The sequence below is a fragment of the Microbacterium neimengense genome (genome assembly GCF_054782995.1).
Genome location: NZ_BAAGRK010000015.1, coordinates 124,117 through 144,888, shown reverse-complemented (window position 1 = coordinate 144,888; position 20,772 = coordinate 124,117). Strand labels below are relative to the sequence as shown.

The window sequence follows — 20,772 nt, the reverse complement described above, 5'->3', positions numbered from 1 at the left end:
CGCTCAGGCAGAGATGTCCAGGTTCTCCTGGAAGAGCTCGCCGGCCGATCCGCTGAACGTGGCGGGCTCCGCCGCGGCGTCGCCATCGAGGACGTCGCAGACGACCGCCGTCACGTTGTCGCGTGAGCCGCTATCGAGAGCGAGAGCCACGAGGGCCGCAGCGGCATCCGCAACGCCACGGTGGCGGAGCAGTGTCAACCCGATCTCCTCGTCGTCGAGGTAGTCGCTGACCCCGTCGCTGCACAGCAGCCAACGATCGCCGATCACCGTGTCGCGCTCCGCGATAGAAACCACGTCCTCCTCACCGCCGCCGAGCGAGGCCGTGATGATGTTGCGTCGGGGGTGCGATGCCGCGGCCTCGGGCGTCAGGAGGCCACTGTCGACGAGTGCCTGCACGTACGAATCGTCGCGGGTCTCGCGGCGCAGCTGCGCGTGCCGGAGAAGGTACGCGCGGGAGTCGCCGCTGTGAGCCAGAAGCAGGCGGTCCTCGGGCGCGACGAAGACCCCGGTGAAGGTCGTCGCCATCCCCTGCAGCGACGGATCACGCTGTACGTGGGCACGCAGATCCCAGTTCGCTTCGCGAATCTGCACGAGCAATTGCTCCGCATCCCTCGCCGCGAGGGGCGAAGGCACGAGCCGGTGCACGAAGGCTGCCGAAGCGAGGTCTCCTGAGGGCCCTCCCCCGACACCGTCGGCGACAGCTGCCCCCCAGGATGCGGTGAAGGCCGCATCCTGGTTGGACGTGCGATATCGGCCGATGTCGGAGACGGCGGCCGCGTTGAGCCTGATCGGCACGGATCAGTGCGCGAAGTACCCGCGGTAGTACTCGTACACCCAGCCGACGATGGCCACGGCGAAGATGCCGAGACCGATCGGGAGCATCCAGGTGCCGACCGCGAGACCGATCGCCGCCACTGCGGCGGAGGCTGCGAGAACGAGCGGCCACCACGACCAGGGGCTGAACTCGCCGAGCTCAGGGTCGCCGTCGTCGATGTCGGCCGTCAGCGTGTCCTCGGGGAGCTCACCCTGCTGGGCCTTGTAGACGCGGTGCGTATAGAACCCGATCATGAGCGCCATGAAGGCACCGAACAGCAGAGCGATCGAGCCGACCCACTCGATGGCGTTGTGCCAAGCGAGATCGGGGTGGGCGAGGATGTTCCACCCGGTGTAGACGACGTCGATGAAGACGAAGAACCCGACCAGGATCCACCACAGGTTGATGTTGGTGCGCACTTACTTGACCTCTCCGTCGGCGGCATCGACGACCGGGGCGTCAGGGGCATCCTTCGCGGGTCCCACACCCACCGGCACGGAAGCCTCGGGGTGGTTCAGGTCGAAGGCGGGACGCTCCGAGCGGATGCGCGGGATGGACGTGAAGTTGTGGCGCGGGGGCGGGCAGCTCGTGGCCCACTCCAGCGATCCGCCGTAGCCCCACGGGTCGTTGACGGTGACCTTGGGCGCCGTGCGCGCGGTGATCCAGACGTTCAGCAGGAACGGGATAACCGATGCGGCCAGGATCATGGAGCCGATCGTCGACACCTGGTTCTGCCACGTCCAGCCGTCCGCCGACGAGTAATCCGCGTAACGGCGGACCATGCCGTCGACACCCAGCCAGTGCTGGATGAGGAAGGTCATGTGGAAGCCGATGAACAGGATCCAGAAGTGGATGTAGCCCAAACGCTCGTTGAGCATCTTGCCGGTCCACTTCGGCCACCAGAAGTAGAAGCCGGCGAACATCGCGAACACGACGGTTCCGAAGACGACGTAGTGGAAGTGGGCGACGACGAAGTATGAGTCGCTCAGTGCGAAATCGAGCGGCGGCGAAGCGAGGATGACGCCGGTCAGACCACCGAAGACGAACGACACCAGGAAGCCGAGCGAGAAGACCATCGGCGTCTCGAACGTCACCGATCCTCGCCACATCGTTCCGATCCAGTTGAAGATCTTCACGCCGGTCGGAACCGCGATGAGCATCGTCATGAAGGCGAAGAACGGCAGCAGCACCGCGCCCGTCACATACATGTGGTGCGCCCAGACGGCGACCGACAGCACGGCGATCGCGATGGTCGCGTAGATCAGGGTCTTGTAGCCGAAGATCGGCTTGCGGCTGAACACCGGGAAGATCTCCGACACGATGCCGAAGAACGGCAGCGCGATGATGTAGACCTCCGGGTGACCGAAGAACCAGAACAGGTGCTGCCACAGCAGCACGCCGCCGTTGTGCGGGTCGTAGATGTGAGCACCGAGCACGCGGTCCGCAGCAGCAGCGAAGATTGCCGCGGCCAGAACCGGGAACGCGAGCAGGATCAGGATGCTCGTGACGAGTGTGTTCCACGAGAAGATCGGCATGCGCCACATGGTCATACCGGGGGCGCGCATGGTGACGATGGTCGTGATGAAATTCACCGCACCGAGGATCGTTCCGAAGCCCGAGATGCCGAGACCCAGCATCCAGAGGTTTCCTCCGGCGCCCGGTGTGAAGGATGCGCTCGCCAGCGGCTGATACGCGAACCAGCCGAAGGATGCGGCGCCCGCGGGCGTGAGGAAGCCTGCGACGGCGATCGTGGAGCCGAACAGGAACAGCCAGAAGGCGAAGGCGTTCAGTCGCGGGAACGCCACATCCGGTGCACCGATCTGCAGCGGCAGGATCGCGTTCGCGAAGCCCGCGAACAGCGGCGTCGCGAACATGAGCAGCATGATCGTGCCGTGCATGGTGAACAGCTGGTTGTACTGCTCTTTCGTGGGGATGATCTGCATCCCGGGCTCGAACAGCTCTGCGCGGATGATCAGTGCCATCACGCCGCCCAGCAGGAAGAACAGGAACGACGCGATCAGGTACATGTACCCGATGGTCTTGTGGTCAGTGGAGGTGATCCACTTGACGATGATGTTGCCCTTCTGCTCGATCCGCGAGGAGCTCAGCAGAGCGGCCTGGCGCGGCGGCAGGGTCGTGGGGCGGGAAGGCGCTTCCTGAAGCGGGACTGTCGTCGCCATGATCACTCGTCTCCCTTGGCGGTTGCGCCGGTGCCCGGCAGGTTGCCCAGTCGGTCGTAGGCGTCCTGAATGTCGCCGGTCTGACCCTTGTCGCGCAGGCTCTCCAGGTACTGCTCGTACTCGGCGTCGCTGACGACCTTGACGTTGAAGAGCATCATCGAGTGGTACTCGCCGCACAGTTCCGCGCACTTGCCGGCGTACGTGCCCTCACGGGTCGGCGTGAACGACCAGTAATTGTCACGGCCGATGTACATGTCCTTCTTGTAGAGGAAGTCGATAATCCAGAAGGAATGGATGACATCGCGGGACTCGAGCTTGATCTTGACGCTCTTGTCGACGGGCAGGTACAGCGTCGGCAGCTGCGACTGGTCGACGTTGCCCGCGGCGTCGGTCTGTGCCTGGATCCCCATGGACCAGACGGCGTCGTCGCCAGAGGCCTCCTCGCCGTTGTACTGGAAGTCCCACGCCCACTGCTTGCCGATCGCGACGATCGACACGTCGGGGTTCTCGGTCTGGGTCTCGAGGGTCGCCTGGTCGCGCGCCGTGAAGGCGAAGAAGCCGACCACGAGGATCAGCGGCACGATCGTGTAGAAGATCTCGATCGGCATGTTGTAACGCAGCTGGACCGGCAGACCCGTCTGGCCACGCCGGCGACGGTAGGCGATCATCGCCCAGAGCATCAGACCCCACGTGATCACGCCGACGGCGAGCAGAACGATCCAGGAGTTGACCCACAGACCGGCGACCATGTCGGTGTGGTTCGTCGCAGCCTGGCCGTCTTCGGTGAACCCGGGAAGGAAGCCGTGCAACTGGGTCGGGCTGCATCCGGCGAGGATGGCAGCCGTCGCGATCCCCAGCGGAAGAACGGCTAGTCGGATTCGACGTTTCGAAGGCACGGTGCACCTTTCCAGGTCACGAATAAAGCTTCCTTCAGTCTAGAGCAAGCTCACACCTGATTCAGGCCACGCGCTCAGCCCGGAACGACGAATCGGCGCGGTCGGATCACGCGAAAGCGAGTCCGAACGCGCCGATTCACGGCGTGTCGCGGGGTCAGTGGAAGCTGTCGCCGCAGGCGCAGGATCCCGCTGCGTTGGGGTTGTCGATCGTGAACCCCTGCTCCGAGATCGTGTCCTTGAAGTCGATCTTCGCGCCGTCGAGGTACGGGACGCTCATGTCGTCCACCACGACCTCGACACCGTCGAAGTCGACCGTCTGGTCGCCCTCGAGCAGGCGCTCGTCGAAGTAGAGCTGATAGATCAGCCCGCTGCATCCTCCGGGCTGCACGGCCACGCGCAGACGCAGATCGTCGCGGCCCTCCTGCTCGAGCAGGTTCTTCACCTTGGCGGCGGCGTCGTCGGTGAGGGCCACGCCGTGTGCGCGGGCCGTCGTTTCGTTCGACAGGGCGGTGTCGGTCATGACTCTCCTCGTGTACTGCTCGGTGTTCTCTGATGACGTCGGATGCGGGGCGCAGGGCCCGCAGAGGGACGGATCACGCCGATTCTACGCCGCCGAGTCGCGGTGAGGGCGGTTCAGCGCCGTTCGTTCAGCGACTCCAGCAGGGCCGCCTCGGCCAGCACCGCGTGCCGGAACGTATCGAGGTGCAGGGACTCGTTCGGGCTGTGAGCGCGGGAATGCGGATCCTCCACGCCGGTCACCAGGATCTGCGCTCCGGGGAACTGCTCCACGAGATCCGCGATGAACGGGATGGATCCGCCCACGCCGACGTCGACCGGGTCGACCTCGTAACCGGTCGCCAGACTCGTCCGAGCCACCTCGACGGCCCACCCCTCGGTGTCGACGAGGAAGCCGTCGCCGAGATCGATGTCGGAGAAGGTCAGCTCGGCGCCGAAGGGGGCATGCCGGCGCAGATGGTCCTCGATCGCGGCGTACGCCTCGCGCGCCGACTGTCCGGGAGCGACGCGCGCGCTCACGACGACCGAGATCTCCGGCGCCAACGTGTTGGATGCGGCGGCGACGCTCGTCGCGTCGATTCCCGTCACCGTCACCGACGGCTTGTTCCAGATGCGCGACAGGATCGTGCCGCGACCGATCGGGGCGACGCCGGCCGGAAGACCCGCCTCGGAGCGCAGGGTCTCCTCGGTGTACTCCGGCGTCGGTGCGTCGCGCTCCGTGAGACCTTCGACGGCCACGGCACCGTCGTCGTCCCAGAGCGTCGCGAGCAGCTTGATGGCAGCCATCGTGGCGTCGGGCACGGCGCCGCCGAACATCCCCGAGTGCGAGGCGTGATCGAGCGTGCGCACCGTGAGCGTGAAGCGGGCGTTCCCGCGGAGCGAGACCGTCAGCGCGGGAGTGTCCGCATCCCAGTTGCCCGAGTCGGCGACGACGATCACGTCGGAGCGCAACTGATCGCGATGGTCGGAGAGGAACTGCGCGAAGGAGCGGGACCCGTACTCCTCCTCGCCCTCGATGAACAGGGCGATGCCGAGTGTCAGGTCGTCGCCGTACACCTCGTGGATCGCACGCAGCGCGGCGATGTGCGCCATCACACCGGCCTTGTCGTCGGCCGCGCCGCGTCCGTACAGACGTCCGTCGCGCACCGTGGGTTCGAAGGGCGGCGTCTCCCAGAGAGCGTCGTCTCCGGGCGGCTGCACGTCGTGATGCGCATACAGGAGCACGGTCGGCGCGCCGTCGCGCGCAGCGCGCGTGGCGAGGATGGCGGGCTGACCGACCTCGTCCGTCCCCGGCACGGCCGAGCGGGCGATCTCCACGGAATCGAAGATGCCGATCCCCTCGGCGAGAGCGGCGATCGCCTCGGCGCTGCGCACGAGCGCCTCCTGGTCGAAAGCGGGCCACGCGATCGAGGGGATGCGCACGAGCGCACCCAGATCGGCGAGGGCGACGGGGATGCCGGCGGCGGCCGCTTCGTGAACGGCCCCGTTCCTGGGATTCTCGGAGGTCATGCGGGTAATCTTAAGGCGCACCCCTCCCCCGTTCTTTTGAGGACCATCGTGGCCAAGACCTCTGCCGACTCCGCCGCGCACGACGCGCCGAGCACTCCGACGACGGGAAAGGGGCGCGCGACGCCCACCCGCGCTGAGCGAGAGGCGGCGCGCAAGCGCCCCCTCGTCGCCGACACGAAGGAGGCCAAGGCCCGGGCGCGCGCCGAGCTGCGAGAGCGGCAGGAGAAGGCGCGTATCGGCATGGCCAACGGCGACGACCGCTACCTGCAGGCCCGCGACAAGGGTCCGCAGCGCCGTTTCGTCCGCGACTGGGTCGACTCCACGTGGCACGTCGCTGAGCTCGTGATGCCGATCATGGTGGCGGTTCTCCTGCTCATGTTCGTCGGCATCCCGGCGATCCAGGTCTACGCGTACCTGGTGCTGTGGGCCTTCATCATCGTGGCCGTCCTCGACATGGTGATCACCTCGATCCGGGTCAAGCGCGCCGCCCGCGCGAAGTTCGGCGACGACCGCATCGAGAAGGGCCTCGGCTTCTACGGCGCCATGCGAACGGTCCAGATGCGCTTCATGCGCCTGCCGAAGCCCCAGGTGAAGCGCGGACAGCGTCCCGCCTGATCGAATCGAGAAAGCGGCCGGACCCTCGGGACCGGCCGCTTTCTCGTCAGCGCACGCGTGAGGGTGCGGCGGCGAGGCCCCTGTTGATCTGCCGCGCCCAGAGCGGCCCCCGGTACAGGAATCCGGTGTAGCCCTGCGTCAGCGTCGCACCGGCATCCAACCGGTCCTGAACGTCCTGCGCCGTCTCGATGCCGCCGGCCGCGATGACGCAGAAGTCCGAGGGGACCTCCTCGCGGACGATCCGCAGCGCCTGGATCGCGCGCTCGCGCAGCGGAGCACCCGATAGCCCGCCGGCTCCCGCCGCCTCGACGATCTCGGGCGCGGTGCGCAGCCCCTCGCGGGAGATCGTGGTGTTGGTGGCGATGACCCCGTCGAGCCCCAGCTCCACCGCCAGGCGCGCCACGGCGCGGATGCCGTCGTCGGAAAGGTCGGGAGCGAACTTGACCAGGAGCGGCGTCGCACCGGATGCGGCGCGCACCGCCTCGAGCAACGGGCGGAGCGTGTCGATCTCCTGCAGCCCCCGGAGCCCCGGCGTGTTGGGCGAGGACACGTTGACGACCAGGTAGTCCGCCAGGGGTGCGAGCAGGCGCGCGCTGCGGACGTAATCGTCCACGGCGTCGGCGACATCGACGATGCGACTCTTGCCGATGTTGACGCCCAGGACGGGCCGCTTGCGCCGTCGGCGCAGTCGCCGCAGACGTGCAGCCGCCGCATCCGCACCGGCGTTGTTGAAGCCCATGCGATTGATGACGGCACGGTCGGGGATCAGGCGGAACAGACGCGGGCGGGGGTTTCCCTCCTGCGGCACGGCCGTCACGGTGCCCACCTCGACGTGACCGAAGCCGAGCGCGTACAGACCGGCGGCGGCCACCGCGTTCTTGTCGAATCCCGCGGCGACGCCGAAGGGCGAGTCGAACTGGAGCCCGAGGGCGCGAACCCTCGTCTGCGGCGCGGGGCGCGTCAGCGCGCGAGCGAGCGGCGTGAGCGGGCGGACCCCCAGCGCCCGGATGACGAGCATGGCGGCGTGATGCGCCGTCTCGGGATCCATGCGGGACAGGACGCGGCGAAAGAGCAGGTCATACATCGACAGCCAGGCTATCGCTGCCGCGTGCGGCCTCGTGCACCGTCAGTCGGTCGTGGACTCCGACGCGGCGGCCGCGCGCAGCTCGTGATCGGCGCGCAGCTGCGCGATCGACGACTCGAAGTCCTCCAGCGACTCGAACGCCTGATACACGCTCGCGAACCGGAGGTAGGCGACCTCGTCGAGTTCGCGCAACGGATCGAGGATCGCCAGCCCGATCTCGTTCGTGTCGATCTGCGAGCTGCCGGTGCGCCGCAGGATCTCCTCGACGCGCTGGGCCAGCAGCGCCAGATCGCCGTCGGTGACCGGGCGCCCCTGGCATGCCTTGCGCACTCCGGAGACCACCTTGTCGCGGCTGAAGGGTTCGATCACGCCCGAGCGTTTGATGACGTTCAGGCTCGCCGTCTCGACGGTCGAGAAACGTCCGCCGCACTCGGGGCACTGACGACGACGACGGATGCTGAGTCCGTCATCGGTGGTGCGGGAGTCGATGACGCGGGAATCGGGATGGCGGCAGAACGGGCAATGCATGACCAGGCCAGATTAGTCCTCGAAACGGGCCTCGACGGCCTCACCGTGTGCGGGGAGGGCTTCGGCGCGGGCGAGCGTGACGATCGCGTCCCGCACGTCGGCGAGAGCCGCACGGTCGTACTCGATGACCTGCTGCGGGCGCAGGAACGTCGATGCGGACAGTCCCGACGCGTACCGCGCCTGACCGCCGGTCGGCAGGACGTGGTTGCTGCCGGCCAGATAGTCGCCGAGACTGACGGGTGCGTGATCGCCGACGAAGACGGCGCCCGCGTTGACGAAATCGTCGACCCGGGGCTCGGACAGATGGATCTCGAGGTGCTCGGGCGCATACGCGTTGCTGAACGCGATCGCCTGGTCGACGTCGTCGACCAGCACGATCGCCGACTGCGGGCCGGACAGCGCCGCGGCGACCCGCTCCGCGTGGCGCGTGCGCGGCTGGCGGATGGTCAGCTCGGCGCTCACCCGCTCGGCGAGTCCGGCGGACGGGGTGACCAGCACCGCCGAGGCCTGCTCGTCGTGCTCGGCCTGGCTGATGAGATCCGCGGCCACGAGGTGGGGCTGCGCCGAGTCGTCGGCGACGATGAGGATCTCGGTCGCGCCGGCCTCCGCATCCGTGCCGACGAGTCCCGCCACCGCGCGCTTGGCCGCAGCGACGAAGTTGTTGCCGGGCCCGGTGACCACGTCGACCGGGTCGAGGTCGAGGGAGGGCACGCCGTAGGCGAGGGCACCGATGGCGCCGGCACCGCCCATCGCGTAGACCTCGTCGACGCCCAGCAACCGTGCCGCCGCGAGGATCACGGGGTGGATGCGGCCGCCGAACTCCCGCTGCGGCGGTGACGCGAGCGCGACGACCGACACGCCCGCGACCTGCGCGGGCACCACGTTCATGACGACGCTGGAGGGATAGACCGCCTTGCCGCCGGGCACGTACACACCGACGCGACGAACCGGCTGCCAGCGCTGAACGACCCGCGCGCCGGGGGCGAGCTCGGTCGTCGTGGGCGGCGGCACCTGAGCCGCGGAGGCTGCCCGCACGCGGATGATCGATTCGTCGAGCGCCGCACGCACCTCGGGGGCGAGCGCTGCGAGAGCCTCGTCGAGGTGGGACGCCGGTACGCGCAGCGCGTGGTCCGTCACGCCGTCGAAACGCTCCGCCTGCTCGCGGAGCGCCTGCTCGCCGCGCGCGGCGACATCATGGACGATCTGCGCCGCTGCTGTGAGGGCCGCTTCGCGTGCCATCTCCGCACGCGGGACCGCGGCCAAGAGCTCGCTCGCGGATAGCGTGCGACCGCGCAGGTCGATCGTCTGAAGCATCCCTTCAGGCTACCGTCTCGAGCATCCGGTTCCGTGCGTTCCTCAGCCGCGCGTAACCCCGGAGACGTCGTGCAGGTACCCGATGCGGCCGTCTTCGTGGCGCACCACGAAGACCTCTCCGCGATCCTCGATGACCAGGGCCCACGCCGTCGCGTCCACGCGGAAGATCGGCACGCCCATCTCATCGAGCACCTCGCGCTCCTCGGGTACGAGCGCCCAGAACGCCTGCGACACGGGCATCTGCTCGGTGGCGGGGTCTGCCGCGGGTGCGAAGCCCTGGTCGTAGGCGGCGGTCTGCGCGTGGGGATCGGCGTACACGTCGCCCGTGGTGGCGAACAGCGCAGCGGCCTCATCGTGAGCGGGCTCGGCGGTCTGTGCGGGCTGCGTCCACCCTGCCTCGGAGTGTGCCACCGGGTACGTCGCGGCGGGCGCAGCGGCATGGGCGACGGGCGCCGGGCGCTGCGTGACGGGGCGGGCACCCCGCGCGACGCGGTGGGAGACGGTTTCCGCGCGGTACTCGAAGTCGTCCTTGAGGCCCGGGATGAAGGGGGCCACCGCCGTGAAGACGACGCCGGCGGCCATGAGCACCAGCTCGACCCAGTGAACCCAGCTGCCGAGGCCAGGAAGCGCGAAAGACTCCCAGACCATCTGCACCCACACCACAGCTGAGACGGCGAAAGCGACGGAGGCGAACTGGTCGATGCCGAGCGAGCCCACCCGCCGGATGCCCTGGGGCGAGAGCCGGCGCAGCACGATCAGGAACACGGCCACGGTGGGCACGCCGATCGTCAGCACCCATGCGATGCCCATCGTCCACACCGAGACGGGGGCGTAGTAGCTCAGGGAGAAGAAGGAGACGATGAACGCGAGGGCCCAGATCCCCAGGAGCACGACCTCACGGATCGAGAACGGCCAAACGCCGTACTGCGGGGGCGCCGCCTGCTCGTCGTCATCTTCGAACGCGTCGAACTGGTCGTCCTCCACGGCGTCGACGAACTCGTCGTCACCGGTCACGACGGGGTTCTCATCGGTCATGTCGCATCCTCTCGGCGCGGGCGGGGGAAAGAGCGAGTCGATCCTAACGGCGGCGGCTATGAGCGGTCATAGCTTCCACAGGGCGGTCATCCCAGGCAGCTCGGACCGAGCAGACCCTTGAGGTCGCCGAACAGGTCCGCGCTGATCGTGACCGGATGCGGCACCTCGAACACCTTGGCGGTGCCCGCCCGGTGCAGCTTCAGAGTCACCTCGGTCTCGCCCGGGTGGCGGTGCAGCACGGCGGCCAACTCTTCCACGACGGACTGGGTCGCCTTCTGCTCCGGAACCACGAGGACGAGAGCGGACGTGGCGTCCACAGCTCCCAGATCCGGGCTGAAGCAGCTCTGTGCGTGCAGGTTCAGACCGTCGTCGCGGCGCGACACGCGGCCGCGCACGACCAGGATCGAATCCGCCTGCAGCACCGACTGGAACTCCGTGTAGGTGCGACCCATGAACATCACGGTGACCTCGCCGTTGAAGTCCTCGACGGTGATCATGCCGTACGGGTTGCCGCTCTGCTTCGCCACACGATGCTGCACGCTGGTGACCAGGCCCGCCACCGTGACCTGATCGCCGTCCTGCACGCTCTCCGAGGAGAGCAGGTCATGGATCGAGGTCGAGGCGTGCTTGGCGAGCGGGATCTCGAGACCGGCGAGCGGGTGGTCGGACACGTAGAGCCCCAGCATCTCCCGCTCGAAGGCCAGCTTGTCCTTCTTCGTCCACTCCGGCCGGTCCGGGACCTTCGAGACCTGCTGCGGCTCGTCGTCGCCCCACAGGCTGTCGAAGTCGAACCCGACCTCGCCGTTGGCCTCGCGGCGCTTGTCGAGGACGGCCTGTTCGGTCGCATCCTCGTGGATCTCCAGCAGGGCGCGCCGCGTGTGGCCCATGGAGTCGAACGCGCCGGCCTTGATGAGCGACTCGACGGTGCGCTTGTTCGCGACGTGCATCGGAACCTTCGCGAGGAAGTCGTGGAAGGAGGCGAAGCCCTCCTCCTCGCGGGAGCTGACGATGCCGTCCACGACGTTCGATCCGACGTTACGCACGGCTCCGAGGCCGAAGCGGATGTCGTCGCCGACGGCCGCGAAGAAGTTGATCGACTCCCCCACATCCGGCGGCAGTACCCGGATCCCCATGCGACGGCACTCGTTCAGATAGATCGCCATCTTGTCTTTGGAGTCGCCGACGCTGGTCAGCAGCGCTGCCATGTACTCGGCGGGGTAGTGCGCCTTCAGGTAGGCGGTCCAGTACGACACAAGCCCGTAAGCCGCCGAGTGCGCCTTGTTGAAGGCGTAGTCGGAGAAGGGCAGCAGGATGTCCCACAGCGCCTTGATCGCCGCGTCGCCGAACCCGCGTTCCTTCATCCCGCCCGAGAAGCCCTCGTACTGCTTGTCGAGCTCCGACTTCTTCTTCTTTCCCATCGCGCGGCGCAGGATGTCTGCTTGACCGAGCGAGAACCCTGCCACCTTCTGCGCGATCGCCATGACCTGCTCCTGATAGATGATCAGGCCGTAGGTCGTGTCGAGGATGTCTCGCAGGGGTTCCTCGAGCTCGGGGTGGATCGGGGTGATCGGCTGCAGCCCGTTCTTGCGCAGCGCGTAGTTCGTGTGGGAGTTCGCCCCCATGGGGCCCGGGCGGTACAGCGCGATGACGGCCGAGATGTCTTCGAAGTTGTCGGGCTTCATGAGCCGAAGGAGCGAGCGCATGGGGCCGCCGTCGAGCTGGAACACTCCGAGTGTGTCGCCGCGGGTCAGCAGGTCGTAGGCGGGACGATCGTCCAGTTCGAGATGCTCGAGGTCGAGCTCCTCGCCGCGGTTGCTGCGAATGTTGTCGAGCGCATCGGAGATGATCGTGAGATTTCGCAGCCCCAGGAAGTCCATCTTGATCAGCCCGAGCGTCTCGCACGACGGGTAGTCGAACTGCGTGACGATCTGGCCGTCCTGCTCACGACGCATGATCGGGATGATGTCCAGCAGCGGCTCCGACGACATGATGACGCCGGCCGCGTGCACGCCCCACTGACGCTTCAGTCCCTCGAGCCCCAGCGCGCGGTCGAAGACGGTCTTGGCCTCGGGGTCGCTGTCGATGAGCGCACGGAACTCGCTGGCTTCCTTGTACCGCGGGTGCTCCTTGTTGAACATGCCGCCGAGCTCCATGTCCTTGCCCATGACGGCGGGCGGCATGGCCTTGGTGAGCTTCTCTCCCATGGAGAACGGGAAGCCGAGCACGCGGCCCGCATCCTTCAGCGCCTGCTTGGACTTGATCGTGCCGTACGTCACGATCTGGGCGACGCGCTCCGAGCCGTACTTCTCGGTGACGTAGTCGATCACCTCGCCGCGGCGACGGTCGTCGAAGTCGACGTCGAAGTCGGGCATGGACACGCGGTCGGGGTTCAGGAAGCGCTCGAAGATGAGGCCGTGCTCGAGGGGGTCGAGATCGGTGATCTTCATCGCGTACGCGACCATGGATCCCGCACCGGAGCCGCGGCCGGGGCCGACGCGGATGCCGTTGTCCTTGGCCCAGTTGATGAAGTCGGCGACCACCAGGAAGTAGCCGGGGAACCCCATCTGCAGGATGATGCCGGTCTCGTACTCGGCCTGCTTGCGCACCTTGTCGGGGATCCCCTGCGGGTAGCGGTAGTGCAGCCCCTTCTCGACCTCTTTGACCAGCCAGCTGTCCTCGGTCTCGCCGTCGGGCACGGGGAATCGCGGCATGTAATTGGCCGAGGTGTTGAACTCCACCTCGCAGCGCTCCGCGATCAGCAGCGTGTTGTCGCACGCCTCCGGGTGGTCGCGGAAGAGCTGACGCATCTCCTGCGCGGTCTTGATGTAGTAGCCGTCACCGTCGAACTTGAAGCGGTTGGGGTCGTCCAGCGTGGAGCCCGACTGCACGCACAGCAGCGCCTCGTGCGCATCCGCCTCGTGCTGGTGCGTGTAGTGGGAGTCGTTCGTCGCGACGAGCGGGATGTCGAGATCCTTCGCCAAACGGATGAGGTCGCTCATGACCCGCCGCTCGATCGAGAGCCCGTGGTCCATGATCTCCGCGAAGTAGTTCTCCTTGCCGAAGATGTCCTGGAACTCCGCGGCCGCTGCCCGCGCCGCGTCGTACTGCCCCAGACGCAGTCGGGTCTGCACCTCGCCCGACGGGCAGCCCGTCGTCGCGATGAGCCCCTTGCCGTAGGTCTGCAGGAGTTCGCGGTCCATGCGCGGCTTGAAGTAGTAGCCCTCCATGCTCGACAGCGAGCTCAGCCGGAAGAGGTTGTGCATGCCCTCGGTGGTCTGGCTCCACATCGTCATGTGGGTGTACGCACCCGAGCCCGACACGTCGTCGCTCTTCTGATCGGGCGAGCCCCAGGCCACGCGCGACTTGTCGCTGCGGTGCGTTCCCGGGGTCACATAGGCCTCGAGACCGATGATCGGCTTCACTCCGGCGCCCTGCGCGGCGCGGTAGAACTCGAACGCCGCGAACGTGTTCCCGTGGTCGGTGACGGCGATCGCCGGCATCCCGTACTCGGACGCCGCCTGCGTCATCGCGCCGATCTTGGCGGCGCCGTCGAGCATCGAGTACTCGCTGTGCACATGGAGGTGAACGAAGGAGTCTGCCACCTGTCCAGGGTACGCGGACCTCCGACATCGGACGCCCGATCGGCCCCGTCGACTAGCCTGGCGGCATGGCAACCCCCGAGTTCATCCTCGAACTGCGCCGCATGGTCGGCACCCACCCGCTCACCCTCACCGGGGTCACGGCGGTGATCGTGCACGAGGGACGCATCCTGCTGGGACGGCGCAGCGACAACGGCGCGCTCACGCCGATCACGGGGATCGTCGATCCGCACGAGGAGCCCGCCGACGCCGCGCGCCGGGAGGCTGAAGAGGAGGCGGGCGTCCGCATCCGGGTCGATCGTCTCGCCTGGGTGCACCAGATTCCTCGCGTCGTGTACGCGAACGGCGACCAGACGGACTACCTCGACCTCACCTTCCGATGCACATGGCTCGACGGTGACCCGTACCCCGCCGACGGCGAGATGAGCGAGGTGGGCTGGTACCCGCTCGACGACCTCTCAGGACTGGATGACGAGATGCGCGCGCGCGTCGCCGCGGCGCTCGAGGACGGTCCGACGCGCTTCGCCGGCGGCCGTTGATGGCGACGGGCGCGTTGACCGGCCGCACGATCGGCGCCTTCCTCGAGGGCCTGCGCCGCCCGACCGGCAATCCGGGCGGCGGCGCCGCGGGCGGGGTCGTGGCGGCGGTCGGCGCGGCACTGGGGACGATGGTGTGCGCATACACACCCGACGAACCCCGCGCCCGGGAACGCGCGCTCGCCCTCGATCTGCTGGGCGATCGGCTCATCGCGGCGGCCGGGACCGACGCCGAGGCCTCGGAGAGGCTGGGCGCCGCGCTTGCGCTGACCGATTCTCCGGACCGCTCTCCGACGGTGTTCGCCGCCGCGACGGATGCCTGCGCCGCATCCGCCGCTCTCGGCGACCTGTCGCTCGCCCTGGCGCGGGAGCTGCGGGAGGTGGCGGATGTCGGAAACCCCCACCTCATGTCGGATCTGGCGGTCGCTGCCGATATCACGGCCGCGGGCCTGGGCGCGGCCGTGACGAACCTCCGAGGCGGGCTCACGCTGGCCGCCGCTCACGGCGACCCCGCCGCACTCGAGGCCGCGTACCGTGGGCTGGTCGACGCGCTTCTTGCGACCCGCGCCGAGACCCGCGCGCTGGCGGACCGCCTCGGCGAACCCTGACTTCCCCTCCTCTCCTCCTCTCCTCCCGCCCTCCTCCCCGCGAGACTGCATTTCCCGCACGAGATCACGGGTAATGACCGTGATCTCGTGAACGAGATGCAGTTTCGCGGTTCGGCGTGGGTCGCGGGTGCTCACCTCGGCCGCCTGCGTGAACCCCGCGTGCTCGAGCATCGCCTTCGTCCCGACGCAGGCGGATGCGCCAGACGCTCCAGGTGTCCTCATCGTCGACGTGCGGGATACCCCGTCTCCACCGCGAGACTGCATATCCACGACGAGATCACGGGCAATTGCCGTGATCTCGTGAAGGGGATGCAGTCTCGCGGGAGAACGGGGATGCGAGCGGCGCTCGAGGGAGACGGTGCGCAGGATGCGACGCGGGGTCAGTCGCGGCGGAGGATCGCGAGGGCGGCGGCCAGATCCGGCGCGTACTCGGACGTGAAGGTGACCCATTCGCCGGTCAGCGGATGCGTGAACGAAAGCTCTCGCGCGTGGAGCCACTGGCGAGTGAGGCCGAGGCGCGCCGACATCGTCGGATCCGCGCCGTACAGCGGGTCGCCGACGCACGGATGGCGGTGCGCGGCCATGTGCACACGGATCTGGTGGGTGCGGCCCGTCTCGAGGTGCACCTCCAGCAGCGATGCGCCGGGGAACGCCTCCAGCGTTTCGTAATGCGTCACCGAATCCTTGCCCTCTGGACGCACCGCGAACTTCCACGAATGCGAGGGATGCCGTCCGATCGGCGCATCGATCGTGCCCGCGAGGGGGTCGGGATGCCCCTGCACGACAGTGTGATAGATCTTCTCGACCTCGCGCTCCTTGAACGCGCGCTTGAGCGCGGTGTAGGCGCTCTCGGTCTTCGCGACGACCATCAACCCGCTGGTGCCCACATCCAGCCGATGAACGACCCCCTGCCGCTCGGCGGCACCGGTGGTCGCGATCCGATAGCCGCCGGCGGCGAGGGCGCCGAGCACGGTGGGGCCGTCCCAACCGAGCGAGGGATGCGCCGCCACGCCGGAAGGCTTGTCGACCACCACGATGTCGTCGTCGTCATGGACGATGCCGAGATCCGGCACCTCCACGGGAACGACCTCGGGTTCGCGCTTGGGCTCCCAGCTCACCGAAAGCCAGCCGCCGGCACGCAGGCGGTCCGAACGCCCGACGATCCGGCCATCGAGCTCCACGCCGTCCGCGTCGGCGATCTCCGCGGCGAACGTACGCGAGAAGCCGAGCATCTTGGCGAGCGCGGCGTCGACACGGACGCCGTCGAGCCCGTCGGGAACGGGCAGGCTGCGCGACTCCATCAGCTCTCGCGGCGACCGTCGCCCACCGCCGGCGGAGCGCCCGCGTCGGGGTCGGCCGTGGGGAAGAGCGGATCGCGCAACTCGCCGGTACCCGCGGGAGCGGCGTCGCCGGCCGTAGCCGCATCGCCCGTCGGCGCTGAGGCGCTCGAACGACGCTCGCGCGTGCCGTCGAAGCGAAGGCCGACGAGCACGAGCAGAGCGACGGAGATCATCATCGTCACGATGAAGATGTCCGCGACGTTGTAGATCGCAGGCATCATCCAGGGCGTGGAGATGTAGTCGATCACGTGGCCGACCGCGAATCCCGGCTCCCGGAACAGCCGGTCGGTCAGGTTGCCCAGAACGCCGCCCAGCAGCAGGCCCAGCACGACCGCCCAGACCCGCGAACGGATGCGGCGCGCGATGACCACGATGGCCACGGCCACCGCCGCCATCGCGATGGTGAAGATCCAGGTCACGCCCTCGCCGAGAGAGAACGCCGCACCCGGATTCCTCACGAGGTAGAAGATCAGAAAGTCCCCGATGATGGGGACCGGCTGCTCTGGAGGCAGCTCGGCGATCGCAAGGAGCTTCGCAAACTGGTCGGCGGCCAGCACCAGCACCGCGAGAGACGCGATGATGATGCCGGCCGCCGCCTGACGCAGGGGTCGTCGGTCCGACAAGGCCTTACTCAGAGACCGATGGCCGAGACCGGCGTGTTGGACGAACCGCTGGGCGAGGTCTCGAGGTCGCGGAGCTTGCCCTCGATGAAGCTGCGCAGCTCGGCGCGGTAATCGCGCTCGAACTGGCGGAGCTCGGTGATGCGGGCCTCGAGCGCCTTGCGCTCCTTCTCCTGGCGAGCGATCTCGTCGCGACCCTTCGCCTCGGCCTCGGCGACGATCGTCGCGGCCTGGGCCTGAGCGTCGGCGATGAGCTGGTCTCGCTGAGCCTTGCCCTCGGCGACGTGCTCATCGTGCAGGCGCTGCGCCAGCTCGATGATGCCTGCGGTAGCGGCGGCGCCCTCAGCGGGAGCCGGAGTCGCAGCGGGGACCGGGGCCGGAGCGGGCGTCTCGGCGACCGGCTCCGGAGCGGCGGGCTCGGCGGCGGCGGGAGCCGAGGATGCGCCCGACTCGAGAGCGGCGATCTTCGCCTTCAGCTCGTCGTTCTCCGCAATGGTCTTGCGCCATTCGACGACGATCTCGTCGAGGAAGTCGTCGACCTCGTCCGGGTCGAAGCCCTCCTTGAACCGGACGTGCTGGAACTGCTTGGTGACGACGTCATCCGGAGTCAATGCCATGATGATTCCTCTTTCGGGGCGTGGCGGCGTGCCGATTTCAGGGGGATGATGCCCGCGGACGGGCCGCTTCAGCCAAGCATAGTCGGCCGTGAATCACCTTGCGAGGGAACCGGTGACCGAGAGCAGGATGAAACAGAGCAGCATCGTCAGCGTGAAAGCGAAGTCGATCGCGATCGGGCCGACGCGCAGCGGGGGGATGAAACGACGGAACAGCTTGATGGGCGGATCCGTGACCGTGTAGACGAGCTCAGCGGCCACGAGACCCGCACCACGCGGGCGCCATTCGCGATTGAAGATGGGGATGTAATCCAGCACCAAACGCGCGAACAGCACCAGCAGGTAGATCAGAAGCAGGATGTTCGCGATCGAGGCGACGAGGCGGACGACCTCCACGACGCGTTACTGCTGTGCAGCGAACGGCGTCGCTTCGGGGTCGGCCTGCGCGACGGCACCGTCGCCCGAAACGGCGACGTTCTCCGGCGAGAGCAGGAAGACCTTGCTCGTCACGCGCTCGATGCGACCGTAGAGACCCAGCGAGAGTCCGCTCGCGAAGTCGATGAGGCGGCGCGCGTCGGCGTCGCTCATCTGCGACAGGTTGATGATGACCGGCACGCCCTCGCGGAAGTTCTCGGCGATGATCTGTGCATCGCGGTACTGCTTGGGGTGCACCGTCAGGATCTCGGTCACCGCACCGACGGAGGGTTGACGGACGACCGCGGGGCGGTGAATGGGGGTCACGGGCGCGGCTTTCTCGACGACCTGCTCGGGCTTGCTGCGGCGCTCGCGCACCGGAGCCGGCTGCTCCTCGTAGACCTCTTCCTCGTCAGCGAGGCCCAGGTAGACCATGGTCTTCTTCAGCGGGTTCGACATCGCATCCTCCGTTTGCTCGTCCTCTTCGAGGCTAACCGTGTAGCGGGCGCGGACCCGTGATTGCCGACCCGATCCGCAGGTGTGTCGCGCCTGCGGCGATTGCTTCGACGAAATCGCCGGTCATCCCCGCCGAGATCCAGCTCGCCGCGGGCTCGATCCGCCGCACGCGCGCGGCATACTCGGCCACGCGGGCGAAGGCCGCTGCGGGCTCTTCATCCAGAGGAGCCACCGCCATCACGCCGCGCAGGCGCAGCGTGTCGCAACCGAGGACGTGCTCGACCAGCGTCTCGATGCCGTCCGGGGCGACCCCTCCGCGTCCGGGGTCGTCGGTGAGGTTGATCTGCACGAGCACATCGAGCGCCGTGTCGCCCTCGCCTGCTGCACGCTGCAGCGCGTCGGCGAGACGCGCACGATCCACCGTGTGCACCGCGGATGCGGCGTCACGGATGGCGCGCGCCTTGTTCGTCTGGGCCTGACCGATGAAATGCCAGACGAGATCCGGGAGGTCGGAGGTCTCTTCGCGCTTGGTCGTCAGTTCCTGCTGACGGTTCTCGCCCACCTCGCGCACGCCGAGGGCGTGCAGCTCACGCACGAGGGACGCGGGATGGAACTTGGTCACGACGATCCGGGTGATGTCGTTCGCGTCTCGGCCCGCGGCCGTGGCCGCCTCCGCGATGCGTGCGTCGATCGACGCCAGACGGGATGCGAGAGTGTCGCCCACTCGTCCTCCAGGAGAATCGGCACGGGCGGGTCGCGGATGTCCGCGACCCGCCCGTTGCGCGTGGCTTACTTCAGGAAGTCGGGGATGTCGAGGTCGTCGTCGCCGAAGGCGGAGTCGTACGACGACGACTCCGAGACGCCCGCGGTCACCGGCACTGCCGGCGGCTCCTCAGCGGCGGGCACCGGGGTGGACGCTGCTTGCTCCGCGGCGACGGCCGGGGCGGCCGGCGTCGTGAGCGGGTTGACCGCGGGGCGCGTCGCTGTCACGGGCTCGAGCCGCGGGCTGGGCTCGCCGCCGTCGAATCCCGCGGCGATGACCGTCACGCGCACCTCGTCGCCGAGCGTGTCGTCGATGACCGTGCCGAAGATGATGTTCGCCTCGGGGTGCGCAGCCTCCTTGACGAGCTGCGCCGCATCGTTGATCTCGAAGATGCCGAGGTTGGACCCGCCCTGGATGGACAGCAGAACACCGTGCGCACCCTCGATCGAGGCTTCCAGCAACGGCGACTCGACGGCCAGTTCGGCCGCCTTGATGGCGCGGTCCGCGCCACGGGAGGAGCCGATGCCCATGAGAGCGGAGCCCGCTCCCTGCATGACGGACTTCACGTCGGCGAAGTCGAGGTTGATCAGGCCCGGGGTCGTGATGAGGTCCGTGATGCCCTGCACACCGGCGAGCAGCACCTGATCCGCCGTGGCGAAGGCCTCGATCATCGAGATGCCGCGGTCGCTGATCTCCAGGAGGCGGTCGTTGGGGACGACGATCAGGGTGTCGACCTCTTCCTTCAGCTTCGCCACACCGGCCTCGGCCTGGCTCTGGCGACGGCGACCCTCGAAGGAGAACGGCTTGGTGACGACACCGATGGTCAGCGCGCCGATCGACTTCGCGATGCGTGCGACCACGGGTGCGCCGCCCGTGCCGGTTCCGCCACCTTCACCGGCGGTCACGAAGACCATGTCGGCACCGGCCAGCGCCTCCTCGATCTCCTCGGCGTGATCCTCGGCGGCGCGTCGACCGACCTCGGGATCTGCTCCCGCTCCGAGACCGCGCGTGAGTTCGCGGCCGACGTCGAGCTTGACGTCCGCGTCGCTCATCAGCAGCGCCTGGGCGTCGGTGTTCACCGCGATGAACTCCACTCCGCGCAGACCCAGCTCGATCATCCGATTGACGGCGTTGACTCCACCGCCACCCACCCCGACGACCTTGATGACCGCGAGGTAGTTCTGGTTCTGGCTCATCCCAGCCCTTTCGTCTCGTTGAACCGACGTCCCTACCGAAGCGTTGAACCTTAAACCTCACGTAAAGGGTTAAAGTATTGCTCGGTATGCAATTCCTGAATTGAAGGTATGCGCCGCACGCCGTGCTGCGCGCAG

General features: G+C 68.0%; 21 protein-coding genes. 3 read left to right on the top strand and 18 right to left on the bottom strand.

The genetic code is table 11. The features are described 5' to 3' along the window. Positions 1-3 precede the first annotated feature (3 nt). The 6 genes from ACYVJS_RS11215 to ACYVJS_RS11190 all read right to left on the bottom strand — a co-directional run bounded on the left by ACYVJS_RS11215 (position 4) and on the right by ACYVJS_RS11190 (position 5,915). Entirely contained in the window at positions 4-795 is a 792-nt protein-coding gene (locus ACYVJS_RS11215) for a PP2C family protein-serine/threonine phosphatase (RefSeq protein WP_460740026.1), read from the bottom strand. A gap of 3 nt (positions 796-798) precedes the next feature. Beyond that, a complete protein-coding gene (ctaF, locus tag ACYVJS_RS11210) occupies positions 799-1,233 on the bottom strand; it encodes an aa3-type cytochrome oxidase subunit IV (protein ID WP_460740025.1) in 435 nt (144 codons plus the stop codon). Continuing rightward, complete coding sequence (gene ctaD / locus ACYVJS_RS11205; protein WP_460740024.1) at positions 1,234-2,994, bottom strand: aa3-type cytochrome oxidase subunit I; 1,761 nt, start codon at positions 2,992-2,994, stop codon at positions 1,234-1,236. A gap of 2 nt (positions 2,995-2,996) precedes the next feature. Next, the gene (gene ctaC / locus ACYVJS_RS11200; protein WP_243228070.1) at positions 2,997-3,890 is read right to left on the bottom strand and encodes an aa3-type cytochrome oxidase subunit II; all 894 of its coding nucleotides are present in this window, start codon (positions 3,888-3,890) and stop codon (positions 2,997-2,999) included. Between the two features lie 154 nt (positions 3,891-4,044). Continuing rightward, positions 4,045-4,410: an iron-sulfur cluster insertion protein ErpA gene (erpA, locus tag ACYVJS_RS11195; RefSeq protein ID WP_274287933.1), complete on the bottom strand. Its 366-nt coding sequence runs from the start codon at positions 4,408-4,410 to the stop codon at positions 4,045-4,047. 113 nt (positions 4,411-4,523) lie between these two features. Next, entirely contained in the window at positions 4,524-5,915 is a 1,392-nt protein-coding gene (locus ACYVJS_RS11190) for a M20/M25/M40 family metallo-hydrolase (RefSeq protein WP_460740023.1), read from the bottom strand. 48 nt (positions 5,916-5,963) lie between these two features. Here ACYVJS_RS11190 and ACYVJS_RS11185 point away from each other — a divergent pair, with 48 nt between their 5' ends. After that, entirely contained in the window at positions 5,964-6,530 is a 567-nt protein-coding gene (locus ACYVJS_RS11185) for a DUF3043 domain-containing protein (protein ID WP_460740022.1), read from the top strand. 46 nt (positions 6,531-6,576) lie between these two features. Here the strand turns inward: ACYVJS_RS11185 and ACYVJS_RS11180 are convergent, their stop codons facing one another. From ACYVJS_RS11180 to dnaE, 5 genes are all read right to left on the bottom strand, one after another. Further along, positions 6,577-7,614 carry a quinone-dependent dihydroorotate dehydrogenase gene (locus tag ACYVJS_RS11180; protein ID WP_460740021.1) on the bottom strand — a complete coding sequence of 346 codons (1,038 nt, stop codon included), beginning with the start codon at positions 7,612-7,614 and terminating at the stop codon, positions 6,577-6,579. A 42-nt stretch (positions 7,615-7,656) separates the two neighbouring features. Continuing rightward, entirely contained in the window at positions 7,657-8,142 is a 486-nt protein-coding gene (nrdR, locus tag ACYVJS_RS11175) for a transcriptional regulator NrdR (protein ID WP_460740020.1), read from the bottom strand. Positions 8,143-8,154: 12 nt separating this feature from the next. Continuing rightward, a complete protein-coding gene (hisD, locus tag ACYVJS_RS11170) occupies positions 8,155-9,456 on the bottom strand; it encodes a histidinol dehydrogenase (protein ID WP_460740019.1) in 1,302 nt (433 codons plus the stop codon). Positions 9,457-9,498: 42 nt separating this feature from the next. After that, complete coding sequence (locus ACYVJS_RS11165) at positions 9,499-10,491, bottom strand: hypothetical protein (RefSeq protein ID WP_460740018.1); 993 nt, start codon at positions 10,489-10,491, stop codon at positions 9,499-9,501. Between the two features lie 86 nt (positions 10,492-10,577). Continuing rightward, positions 10,578-14,048, bottom strand: coding sequence for a DNA polymerase III subunit alpha (dnaE, locus tag ACYVJS_RS11160; protein ID WP_460740806.1), 3,471 nt, complete (start codon positions 14,046-14,048; stop codon positions 10,578-10,580). Between the two features lie 110 nt (positions 14,049-14,158). On the opposite strand from dnaE, the gene ACYVJS_RS11155 reads away from it, so the two are divergent. Continuing rightward, on the top strand, positions 14,159-14,629 hold the full coding sequence (locus tag ACYVJS_RS11155; RefSeq protein WP_460740017.1) for an NUDIX hydrolase: 471 nt from the start codon (positions 14,159-14,161) through the stop codon (positions 14,627-14,629). Further along, on the top strand, positions 14,629-15,234 hold the full coding sequence (locus ACYVJS_RS11150) for a cyclodeaminase/cyclohydrolase family protein (RefSeq protein WP_460740016.1): 606 nt from the start codon (positions 14,629-14,631) through the stop codon (positions 15,232-15,234). Before ACYVJS_RS11155 ends, ACYVJS_RS11150 begins: the two co-directional genes overlap by 1 nt. Positions 15,235-15,614: 380 nt before the next feature. Here the strand turns inward: ACYVJS_RS11150 and ACYVJS_RS11145 are convergent, their stop codons facing one another. The 7 genes from ACYVJS_RS11145 to ftsZ all read right to left on the bottom strand — a co-directional run bounded on the left by ACYVJS_RS11145 (position 15,615) and on the right by ftsZ (position 20,637). Then, a complete protein-coding gene (locus ACYVJS_RS11145; protein ID WP_460740015.1) occupies positions 15,615-16,535 on the bottom strand; it encodes an RluA family pseudouridine synthase in 921 nt (306 codons plus the stop codon). Then, positions 16,535-17,197: a signal peptidase II gene (lspA, locus tag ACYVJS_RS11140; RefSeq protein WP_460740014.1), complete on the bottom strand. Its 663-nt coding sequence runs from the start codon at positions 17,195-17,197 to the stop codon at positions 16,535-16,537. The genes ACYVJS_RS11145 and lspA overlap by 1 nt, the downstream gene beginning before the upstream one ends. A gap of 8 nt (positions 17,198-17,205) precedes the next feature. Beyond that, the gene (locus ACYVJS_RS11135; protein WP_460740013.1) at positions 17,206-17,811 is read right to left on the bottom strand and encodes a DivIVA domain-containing protein; all 606 of its coding nucleotides are present in this window, start codon (positions 17,809-17,811) and stop codon (positions 17,206-17,208) included. 93 nt (positions 17,812-17,904) lie between these two features. Further along, positions 17,905-18,204: a YggT family protein gene (locus ACYVJS_RS11130; protein WP_243228083.1), complete on the bottom strand. Its 300-nt coding sequence runs from the start codon at positions 18,202-18,204 to the stop codon at positions 17,905-17,907. A gap of 6 nt (positions 18,205-18,210) precedes the next feature. After that, the gene (locus ACYVJS_RS11125; protein ID WP_137416736.1) at positions 18,211-18,681 is read right to left on the bottom strand and encodes a cell division protein SepF; all 471 of its coding nucleotides are present in this window, start codon (positions 18,679-18,681) and stop codon (positions 18,211-18,213) included. Between the two features lie 31 nt (positions 18,682-18,712). Further along, entirely contained in the window at positions 18,713-19,402 is a 690-nt protein-coding gene (locus ACYVJS_RS11120; protein WP_460740012.1) for a YggS family pyridoxal phosphate-dependent enzyme, read from the bottom strand. A 65-nt stretch (positions 19,403-19,467) separates the two neighbouring features. Continuing rightward, the gene (gene ftsZ, locus ACYVJS_RS11115) at positions 19,468-20,637 is read right to left on the bottom strand and encodes a cell division protein FtsZ (RefSeq protein ID WP_460740010.1); all 1,170 of its coding nucleotides are present in this window, start codon (positions 20,635-20,637) and stop codon (positions 19,468-19,470) included. Between the last annotated feature and the right edge of the window lie 135 nt (positions 20,638-20,772).